At 73.9% G+C, this 4037-nt stretch carries 4 protein-coding genes; 2 read left to right on the forward strand and 2 right to left on the reverse strand.

Annotated elements, in window-relative coordinates; all coding sequences use genetic code 11:
- On the reverse strand, positions 1 to 812 hold an 812-nt coding region (locus AB8Z36_RS35005; protein ID WP_369217424.1), incomplete at its 3' end, for an alpha-hydroxy acid oxidase.
- A gap of 58 nt (positions 813 to 870) precedes the next feature.
- On the reverse strand, positions 871 to 1950 hold the full coding sequence (hppD, locus tag AB8Z36_RS35010) for a 4-hydroxyphenylpyruvate dioxygenase (RefSeq protein ID WP_369217421.1): 1080 nt from the start codon (positions 1948 to 1950) through the stop codon (positions 871 to 873).
- A gap of 325 nt (positions 1951 to 2275) precedes the next feature.
- Here hppD and AB8Z36_RS35015 point away from each other — a divergent pair, with 325 nt between their 5' ends.
- Positions 2276 to 3400 (forward strand): prephenate dehydrogenase, encoded by a 1125-nt coding sequence (locus AB8Z36_RS35015; protein WP_440582081.1) that lies wholly within the window; start codon positions 2276 to 2278, stop codon positions 3398 to 3400.
- Between the two features lie 262 nt (positions 3401 to 3662).
- Positions 3663 to 4037, forward strand: a 375-nt coding sequence (locus tag AB8Z36_RS35020; protein WP_369217423.1) for an alpha-hydroxy-acid oxidizing protein, incomplete at its 3' end; no start/stop codon positions are given.

The following is a 4037-nucleotide window of genomic DNA, read 5'->3' on the forward strand; positions in this document are numbered from 1 at the left end:
ACCTCCGGCAGCGCGGTGACGCTCGGGACCGCGCCGTCGAGCTGACGGCCCCCGTGGTTGGAGACCACCACCGCGTCCGCCCCGCACTCGGCGGCACGCACCGCGTCCTCCGCCGCCAGGACGCCCTTGAGGACCAGCGGCAGCCGGGTCGCCGCCCGCAGCTCGGCCACCGACGACCAGGTCAGGGCCGGGGAGAGCGCCGACTCGGTATGGGCGGCCAGCGCGGAGCCGCCGCCCGCCGCGGGCCGGTGCGCCGCCGTCGGGCCCGGGGCCAGATGGACGGCGCGCACATCGTCCGGCAGCGCGAAGCGGTTGCGTACGTCCCGGAGCCTGCGGCCCATCCACGGCACGTCGACGGTGAGGACGACCGCCCGCGCCCCTGCGTCCTCGGCCCTGCGCACCAGATCGAGCGCGCGCCCCGGCTCACGCGGCCAGTAGAGCTGGAACCAGACGGCCGCGCCGGTCGCCACGAGCGCCTCCACCGGCACACTGCTGAGAGTGCTCACGGTGAACGGCACACCCGCGGCCCGCGCCGCCCGCGCGGCGGCCAGCTCACCCTCGGGGTGCAGCAGCCGCTGGTAGGCGATGGGCGCGAGCGCCAGGGGCAACCGGGCGGGGCGCCCGAGCAGAGCCGTGTCCGTCGTGCGGTGCGAGACGTCCCGCAGGACGCGCGGGACCAACTGGACGCGGTCCAGGGCCGCCCGGTTGGCGTCGAGCGTCACCTCCGAGCCGCTGCCACCGGCCACGAAGTCCCACACCGCACGGGGGAGCACCCCGGCCGCCGCGCGCTCCGCGTCGGCGACGCAGTGCACACCGAGGTCCCAAGCGGCGCCCTCCGGCGGACCTGGCGGCTCCGGCGGCCCCGGCGGTTCACCGCTGGTGGAATCCACGCTGCTTCGTCCGCTCCAGCTCCACGGCCTCGTACAGCGCCTTGATGTTCGCGCTGCCGAAGGTCGCGGCGCCCTGGCGCTCGATGACCTCGAAGAACAGCGTCTGCCGGGGGTGCGCCGAGGCGGTGAAGATCTGGAAGAGCCTGCCGTCGTGGTCCTCGTCGGCGAGCACGTGCGTCTCCCGGAGCGCGGCGAGACGCTCGGCGCCGAGATCGATGCGCTCACCGAGCAGGTCGTAGTACGACGACGGCGTACGGAGGAAGCCGACACCGCGCTCGGTGAGCGACCTGACCGAGCGCACCGCGTCCCTGGACGAGAACGCCAGGTGCTGCACGCCCGCTCCGTGGTGGCTCTTGAGGAACTCGTCGATCTGCCCCGTCGCGGCCTCGGGGTCGGGTTCGATCAGCGTCAGCGTCACCGTGCCCGACGCGCTCTGCACCACCCTCGACTCCATCGCCTGGGCGCCGACGACGATGCGCTCCTCGAATATGTCCCGGAAGCCCAGCGCACGCAGATAGTGACCGACCGTCGGACCGAGGTCACCGGCGGGCAGGCAGACCGCGACGTGGTCGAGGTCGAGGAGCCCCACGTCGTCGGGGGCGAGCGAGGCGGGCGCGGGCACGTAACCGGCGGGCAGCCCGGGGCCCTCGCCGGGAGCGCGCTGGACCAGGGTGTGGACGACGTCCCCGAAACCCCGGACCGCCGCGCCCTGTCCGGCACGCGCGCGCCGGTGGGCCACCGCGCCCCGGTCGAGCGCGGCACGGAAGGCCGCGTCGGCGTCCGTGCTGCGCAGGGCGATGTCCGCGACACCGTCCCCGTGGTCGAGTACGTACGCCGACGCGGGGTGCTCGTCCGACGTCGCCTGGGTGAGGACGAGGGTGATGCGGCCGTGGCGCAGCGCGATGCCCCGGTGGTCGGCGAAGGAGCCGGTGCCGACCACCGTGAAGCCGTAACCGTCGACCCAGGACGCGGCCGCCGCCTCCACGTCCTCGACGTACATCTCCACATGGTCGAGCGACAGATCCGAGAGCGGTCCCGCGGTTTTCGGTAATGCGCTCATGAATGTCTCCGGAGTGGGGGAGAAAAGCGTTCCCGGGACTCTACGAGCCGGATCTCCTATCTGGCCATGGGTGCCATGGACGCCGTAACGGCATAACGGCCGGACCGGACCGTCCAGCAAACCGAACCGTCCAGGAATCCGGGCCGTCCAGGAATCCGAGCCGTCCAGGAATCCGAGCCGTCCAGGAATCCGAACCGTCCAGATATGCGGCCGCCCATGAATTCGGCGACGCACTCCGGGTATAAAAAACCGGCGGATCTCACCCGGGGGTGAGCGCCACGGTTCACGGCCGATCGACGGTCCAGGGGACGGGTGATGTTCGGTGATGCGCACCATGACCGTGATCGGGGCCGGTCTGATCGGCACTTCGGTGGCCCTCGCCGTGAGCCGCGCCGGAGTGACGGTCCACCTCGCCGACCGCGACCCGGCCGCCGTCAGGGTGGCCGCCGCCCTCGGCGCGGGGCACGCGCGGGGTCCCGCCGCCCCCGTCGACCTCGCCGTGCTCGCGGTCCCGCCCAGTCAGGTGGCCGCCGTCCTCGCCGATGCGCAGGAGCGCGGCATCGCCCGCGCCTACACCGACGTGGCCAGCGTGAAGGCGGGGCCCGAACAGGCCGCGCTGCACCACGCCCCCGACCCCGCCCGCTACGTCGGCGGCCACCCGCTCGCCGGGCGCGAGCGCTCGGGGCCGCTGGCCGCCCGCGCCGAGCTGTTCCACGACCGCAACTGGGTGCTGACCCCCTCGCGGCTGACCTCGGACGCGGCCTTCGAGCGCGCCCTTGAGCTGGTCGCCCTGTGCGGCGCGGTCCCGGTGGTGATGCGCAGCCGGGACCACGACGCGGCCGTCGCGGTGACCTCGCACGTCCCGCATCTGCTGGCCAGTCTGATGGCGGCCCGCCTTGGCGAGGGCCCGGCAGGTCTCGACCGGGTCGCCGGACAGGGCCTGCGGGACGCCACCCGGGTGGCGGGCGGCGACTCCCGGCTCTGGAGCGACATCCTCCAGGCCAACGCGGGCGCGGTCGCCGACGTCCTCAGGGAACTGCACACGGATCTGTCCCGCCTCGTGCCCGCCGTGGACGCGCTGGCCAGAAGCGGCGGTCCCGACCGTGAGCTGGGCATGCGCACCCTGGTGGACCTGCTGGACCGGGGTGTGTCGGGGCGCGCGCGACTGCCCGGCGCGGCTCCCGGCGGCGACGGGCGGCACACGGTGCGCGTGGCCGTCGACGACCGCCCCGGCGAGCTCGCCCGGCTGTTCGCCGCCGTCGCGGGGCTCGGCGTCACCGCGGAGGACGCCGCCGTGAACGCTCCGGCGGAAGCGGGGCTCACGGTGCGGTTCGCCGTGCCCCAGCCGACCGCCGACCGCCTCGTGGCGGCGCTGGCCGCCGGGGGGTGGGACGCGGTGCCGGAATGGGCGGCGCACACGCCGCGCGCACCCGTGGGGCCGGTGGGATGATCCGTCCCTTCGGACCGGCTCGTACGCCGGTGGATTTTGGCCACGTCCAAGTGCGCGCATCAAGCGGTTGGACGCGTTGTCGGCCCGTCGGTATTCGTGTGACGCTGAGCTACGGATAACGCTTTCTCGTCCAGTGCGACGGCTCAGAGTGCGACGGTTACGAATGTGACGCCTACGGGCGCGACGCCTATGAACGTGACGACGATCACGAACGTGACGACGACTACGTGTGTGACGACCATCGAACGCCTGGGGGAATTCCATGGCGGAACAGAACGCCGACACCGTGCCGGGGCATTCATCCCCGGCCGCCGACGAAGCCGCGGCCGCGAATCGCGACGCATTCGACCGCACGGGTCTGCGGCAGGGCCGACGGAGCCACGCGGGACCGCCCGAGACCGCCGTGAAGATCCTCGGCCGCGTCTGGTCGGCGCCGCTGGTCGTCGGACCGCTGGACGCCCCGGCCCGCCCCGGCGGTGAACTCGCCGTCGTCAAGGCCGCCGGAACGGCCGGGCTCCCCGCCGTGGTGAGCGCCTTCGCCGAGCGCGGCTTCGCCGAACTCGCCCCCGCCGCCGACGTGCCGCCCTGGCTGCGCACCTACGCCTTCGGCGACCGCGAGACCGGGCGGTACCTCGTC

The organism is Streptomyces flavofungini, from assembly GCF_041028215.1.
GTDB lineage: Bacteria > Actinomycetota > Actinomycetes > Streptomycetales > Streptomycetaceae > Streptomyces > Streptomyces flavofungini_B.

Coding starts and splice junctions, on each gene's coding strand:
- AB8Z36_RS35015 (WP_440582081.1), top strand. CDS start 2,276: ATGCGCACCATGACCGTGATCGGGGCCGGTCTGATCGGCACTTCGGTG.
- hppD (WP_369217421.1), bottom strand. CDS start 1,950: ATGAGCGCATTACCGAAAACCGCGGGACCGCTCTCGGATCTGTCGCTC.